5 protein-coding genes and 1 riboswitch are annotated in these 5,793 nt (G+C 38.9%); of the genes, 2 read left to right on the top strand and 3 right to left on the bottom strand.

The window, feature by feature from the left end; all coding sequences use genetic code 11:
• Positions 1-209 precede the first annotated feature (209 nt).
• Positions 210-992: an alpha/beta hydrolase gene (locus AB685_RS25380; RefSeq protein ID WP_047973373.1), complete on the bottom strand. Its 783-nt coding sequence runs from the start codon at positions 990-992 to the stop codon at positions 210-212.
• Positions 993-1,107: 115 nt separating this feature from the next.
• On the opposite strand from AB685_RS25380, the gene AB685_RS25375 reads away from it, so the two are divergent.
• The gene (locus AB685_RS25375) at positions 1,108-1,626 is read left to right on the top strand and encodes a gamma carbonic anhydrase family protein (RefSeq protein WP_047973372.1); all 519 of its coding nucleotides are present in this window, start codon (positions 1,108-1,110) and stop codon (positions 1,624-1,626) included.
• Between the two features lie 771 nt (positions 1,627-2,397).
• Here AB685_RS25375 and AB685_RS30620 read toward each other — a convergent pair.
• On the bottom strand, positions 2,398-2,550 hold the full coding sequence (locus AB685_RS30620) for a DUF1540 domain-containing protein (RefSeq protein ID WP_082153769.1): 153 nt from the start codon (positions 2,548-2,550) through the stop codon (positions 2,398-2,400).
• Between the two features lie 159 nt (positions 2,551-2,709).
• Positions 2,710-3,915, bottom strand: a complete 1,206-nt coding sequence (gene metK / locus AB685_RS25370; RefSeq protein ID WP_047973371.1) for a methionine adenosyltransferase — start codon at positions 3,913-3,915, stop codon at positions 2,710-2,712.
• Between the two features lie 157 nt (positions 3,916-4,072).
• A riboswitch (SAM riboswitch) is annotated at positions 4,073-4,185 on the bottom strand.
• A gap of 466 nt (positions 4,186-4,651) precedes the next feature.
• Here metK and AB685_RS25365 point away from each other — a divergent pair.
• A partial coding sequence (locus tag AB685_RS25365; protein ID WP_047973370.1) for a phosphoenolpyruvate carboxykinase (ATP) occupies positions 4,652-5,793 on the top strand: 1,142 nt, incomplete at its 3' end.

Below are 5,793 nucleotides of genomic sequence, written 5' to 3'. Positions count from 1 at the left end.
GTTGGGATCACATCACGGTAAATATTCATTAAAATCGGAATTGGCTTTGTAGGGACTTTCATCTGAAGTGTTCTCCTCCATTCACTTTTCCATAACTAGTACATTAGCATAAATAGGAGCTATCAACAATAAATCGGTCGTGTCTAACTATAGACAATCTAAAAAAAGAAAAGCTACCATTAGGTTAATAGCTTWTCTTTTCGCTCCTGCTACGGAAGCAAAATATTAACAAAGCCAATCGCGTAACGAAAGACCTCATCTCTTTCTGGTTCATTAAAAATTTCATGATAAAGCCCTTCCCATTCCTTGTAATGCTTTTCAGTAAGAAGTAAATGATCAAACCAATCTCTTACTGCTAATTGATCGACAATATAGTCTTCTCCAGACTGCATTACTAGAATAGGAATATTAGGCATCTTCTCAGGGTAACGATTAGCAAGATGCATCGCTTTTGTTAGCTCTTGATACCACCTTGCACTCACCCGAGTGACTCGCAGTTCGTCTTTAAGATAAGCTTCTCTTACTTCCTCGTTACGTGTGCAATGCTCAGTACGCAGCCCTGAGCTCGCACTAAAAGTTGGGGCAAAGCGATGGATAAGTTTTGTTGCGAGAGCTTTCGACTTAGCTGGTGGACGACTCAAACCTAAGCAAGGAGATGATAAAATGACAGCCACAATGTGGGCATGACTCCGCTCCATTAATGCCCTTACACTTACCAACCCGCCCATACTATGGCCAAATAACACAATCGGTAAATCTTTTTTTCTAGCCTCTGTGATCCACTCTTCAACTGCATCTAAATATTGGCTAAATGATTGAACGTGACCACGTTTGCCACGAGTCTTACCTTGACCTGGAAGATCTCCCATGATGACATCAAAGCCATGTTCATTCCACTTTTTCGCAAGCCACATATAACGCCCATGATGTTCTCCTGCTCCATGTATGATTACCACTACACCACGCGGCTCTGAAATTTCCCACTTCCACATAACTGAGTTCCCCCTTGCTCAAAGGATGCATTTTATATTTCTTAGCACGCTGATCGAAATTTACGTTAAAATTAGTATAGCGGTTTTTTGACAAAATCAAAAGGATGTGTGAAAAATGATTTATCCATATGAAGGAAAATGGCCCAAAATTGATGAAAGTGCTTTCATCGCAGATTACGTCACAATTACAGGCGATGTGACGATTGGAGCGTTAAGCAGCATTTGGTTTCAAAGCGTTATTCGTGGTGATGTTTCCCCTACCGTCATTGGGGAGCGAGTGAACATACAAGATCAATCCATGCTCCACCAAAGCCCCAAGTACCCTCTTATTATTGAGGATGATGTTACTGTTGGGCATCAGGTACTTCTACATAGTTGTACTATTCGAAAAAAAGCTTTAATTGGAATGGGCTCGATCATTCTTGACGGAGCTGAGATTGGCGAGGGTGCATTTATTGGTGCCGGTAGTCTTGTTCCTCAAGGGAAKAAGATCCCACCAAATACTCTTGCTTTTGGACGTCCTGCTAAAGTAGTTCGTGAATTAACGGAAGAAGACTTAAAGGATATGGCAAGAATCAGACGTGAATATGTGGAAAAAGGCCAACATTACAAACAAGTAAAAATTGAAAAATAAACGATTGAACAGTCTTCAAGCCTTTTTGAAGACTGTTTTTGTCGTCAACTAGCGAATATAAAGGTTCGTTGTCATTATTCATTAAGATTCATTAAATACCTATACAACTTTTAAAACACTGTCTAATACTCATTAACATTTCTCCGCTATAAAGTGCCTATAACTTAAAAAAGCAAGCAACAGCAGTCATCGAACCAAACATCTAGCTTACATACTAATATTGTTGCACTTATTCTAGGCATCTGCATAGGGTATTTGAAGGTTTAGATAAAATAAAACCTATCTTCTTGGATGAGGAGTGACAATATGTTTCAATATGATCCAAACCATTATGATTAAAATCACTATTACCCAATGACAACAAACGAATATGAAACACCCTTAACACCCTTAGATCGACAAGCCCCACTTGGACCACCGCCACAGATGATTCCACCCGCTCCATCTGGACCGCAAGATTTTGCGGTTGATCCAGGAGCAATTAATAGTTGTTTATTTCGGTTTACATTTATTCGGTTAACGAACGGTGAATCTTTTTGGTTCTTTCCTACCTTTGTTGGCAGGAACTCAGTAGCTGGATATAGATGGTGGTTTTTCCGTTGGGTAAATTTCGGAATCGACTTAAGAAGAATCTCTTCATTTCAATGCATATAGACCAAAAAAAGTACCTCTCCAATCAGGTACTTTTTTCGTTTTATGRATAATATCAATTCTCATTCTCAATACTAAGAGTATAAAAAGAAGGCACCTTAATGCCCTCTTTTTATACTCTTAACTTGGTTCAAATGTTTTGCAATCTGTTTCTTCTTGTCGATCTGCTTGTTTTCCTTTATGGCTGATTACATAAATCTTATCTGCTTCACATTGGTTACCATGTGCCCAATGCACACAATTATTCACTTCACATAATACATCTTGTGCCATAATAGTCCACCTCCCTCTTAATGCTTAGTCTGGTCTTTTTTGAAGAAAAGCATACCTAGAAGTGTGTCTGCCTCTCATCTACCCCTAATTAAAAGATGTAAACAAAAAGCACAACTTCTCTACGGAGAAATTGCGCTTTCCTTCTTACGTATTATTTAATTATAGGCCAGCCTGCTCTTTAAGCGTGTTAGCTTTATCTGTTTGCTCCCATGGAAGCTCGATATCTGTACGACCAAAGTGACCATACGCAGCAGTTTGCTTATAAATTGGACGACGTAGGTCAAGCATTTTGATAATTCCTGCTGGGCGAAGATCAAAGTTATCACGAATAAGTGAAACAAGTGTCTCTTCAGATACTTTTCCAGTTCCAAATGTGTCAATTGAAATCGACACAGGCTGTGCTACACCGATTGCGTAAGCAAGTTGTACTTCACACTTATCAGCTAGTCCAGCAGCAACGATGTTTTTCGCTACATAACGAGCTGCATAAGCACCAGAACGGTCTACTTTTGTAGCATCCTTACCAGAGAAAGCTCCGCCACCATGACGAGCATAACCACCATACGTATCAACAATGATTTTACGTCCTGTAAGACCAGCATCTCCTTGAGGTCCACCGATTACGAAACGACCTGTTGGGTTGATAAAGTATTTAGTGTTCTCATCAATTAGTTCAGCAGGTACGACTGGTTTAATGACATACTCTTTTAAGTTACGTTGAATTTGCTCAAGTGTCACTTCTGGGTGGTGCTGAGTTGAGATAACGATCGTATCAATACGAGCTGGTACTCCATCTTCATCGTATTCAACCGTTACTTGTGTTTTACCATCAGGGCGTAAGTAAGGAAGGATCTCTTCTTTACGAACTTCCGTTAAACGACGTGCTAATTTGTGACTTAATGAGATTGGTAAAGGCATAAGTTCTTTTGTTTCATTATTAGCATAACCAAACATTAAACCTTGGTCACCAGCACCAATCGATTCAATCTCTGCATCCGTCATTTGTCCTTCACGAGCTTCTAGAGCTTGGTCAACACCTGCTGCGATATCTGCTGACTGTTCATCGATTGATGTTAATACAGCACAAGTCTCCGCATCGAAACCATACTTCGCACGAGTATAACCAATTCCTTTAATTGTTTCACGAACAACCTTAGGAATGTCAACATACGTACTTGTTGTAATTTCACCAGCAACTAATACAAGACCAGTTGTTACTGATGTTTCACAAGCAACACGTGCATTTGGATCTTTAGATAAGATGTCATCAAGAATCGCATCAGAGATTTGATCACTGATTTTATCCGGATGACCTTCTGTTACTGATTCTGAAGTAAATAAATGACGACTTTTCTTTTCTACCATGTTCAAATTCCTCCTATGCACATAACCATTATTATATGCGAATGATTTGAGACGGCACTCGTTCCTCATCCAATTGGTGATAAAACGGTTTAAGACGTATATAAACGTAGAAAACCCTATTCCGACGAGGAAAAGGGTTGAAATGTTTACCTTTCGCCTCTTATCGTTCAAGGCAGCAGCCTTGCAGGTTAGCACCTTTTCACTCGAATGGCGTGAGTGTTGGTTGCTGGGTTTCTTCGGGCCTGTCCCTCCACCTACTCTGGATAAGAGTATCCGTTCGCGACATATCATAACGTACATATAAAACTATGTCAACAACACTGCTAAATTCATTAATATTCGTACTTTTAGCGGCATCTTCTTATGTTGATAATAGGTTATACTAATCATAAAACCCATCTACACTATTTCTCAAAAAAGCAACAACACACAAACCCCTTTTCTTCTATTATTAAGGGGTTAGTTCAGACTTTTTTATTACATGATTCTTTTTTCGTTTGCATGGCTAATCACTCATGAGCCTGAACGCTAGGTGAATTACCAACCTATAAACCCTTTCTCTATGCAGTTCTCACAAATTATGTAATCAATACAATTTGGTTCAATGCATCATTTCCAAAAAAACTTTCACATTAGTATAGACTAATAGATATAATGTGTTATACTAATTCACATAGACGAGATGACACATACAAATTAAAGATATTTACTTTAAATAGGAAAGGGTTTTGCGACAATGACTACTTTAAGCCTTACATCAGAACTTGACCAATTATTGAATAGTGAGCACGCACATCATGACTTACCGATCTCTGCTTTAGTTGAGAAATCACTTATGCGTAAAGAGGGTAGCTTGACTGCTTCTGGTGCATTAAGTGTAGCAACCGGTACGTACACAGGACGTTCACCAAAAGATAAGTTCATTGTCAACGAACCAAGTGTAGCTGACAAAATTGATTGGGGACCTGTTAACCAATCAATTGAGAAGGATGTATTTACAAAGTTATATAAAAAAGTTCTAGATCATTTAGGAACAAAAGAAGAATTGTTTGTTTCAAAGGGCTATGCAGGTGCAGATAAAAGCTATCGTTTATCTTTAAAAGTTGTAAACGAATTTGCTTGGCATCAAGCATTTGCTAGACAATTATTTATTCGACCGACAAATGAAGAATTAGAGCAAGAAACCATTGCAGATTTCACAATCGTTTCAGCACCTACATTTAAAGCAAACCCTGAAGTAGATGGTACTCGTTCTGAAACATTTATTATTGTTTCTTTTGAAGAACGCATCGTATTAATTGGCGGCACTGAATATGCTGGTGAAATGAAAAAGTCAATCTTCTCAGTGATGAATTTTTTGCTTCCTGAACAAAATGTTCTTTCTATGCACTGCTCAGCTAATACAGGTAAAGAAGGCGATGTCGCTTTATTCTTCGGTTTATCAGGTACAGGAAAAACCACTCTATCTGCCGATCCGAACCGTTACCTAATCGGTGATGATGAGCACGGCTGGTCTTCTAATGGCGTATTTAATATTGAGGGTGGTTGCTATGCAAAATGCATCAACCTTTCAGAAGAAAAAGAACCACAAATTTGGAATGCGATTCGTTTTGGCTCGGTTCTTGAAAACGTTGTCGTAGATGAAAAAACGGCATTACCTGATTTTGATAATACCGTGTTAACAGAAAACACACGCGCAGCGTATCCGCTTGAATCTATTCCAAATGCGCTTACACCAAGTGTTGCCGGACATCCAAATACAATTATCTTCTTAACTGCTGATGCATTTGGAGTATTGCCTCCTATCAGTAAACTGACAAAAGAACAAGCTATGTACCATTTCCTATCAGGTTACACAAGTAAGCTAGCAGGAACTGA

This window comes from Bacillus sp. LL01 (genome assembly GCF_001037965.1).
The sequence above is the reverse complement of the archived record's forward strand: the minus strand, read 5'-3'. Positions and strand labels throughout refer to the sequence as shown.

Excerpts from the sequence above, each read along its gene's own strand:
- metK (WP_047973371.1), bottom strand. The coding sequence starts at position 3,915 with ATGGTAGAAAAGAAAAGTCGTCATTTATTTACTTCAGAATCAGTAACA.
- AB685_RS25380 (WP_047973373.1), bottom strand. The coding sequence starts at position 992 with ATGTGGAAGTGGGAAATTTCAGAGCCGCGTGGTGTAGTGGTAATCATA.
- AB685_RS30620 (WP_082153769.1), bottom strand. The coding sequence starts at position 2,550 with ATGGCACAAGATGTATTATGTGAAGTGAATAATTGTGTGCATTGGGCA.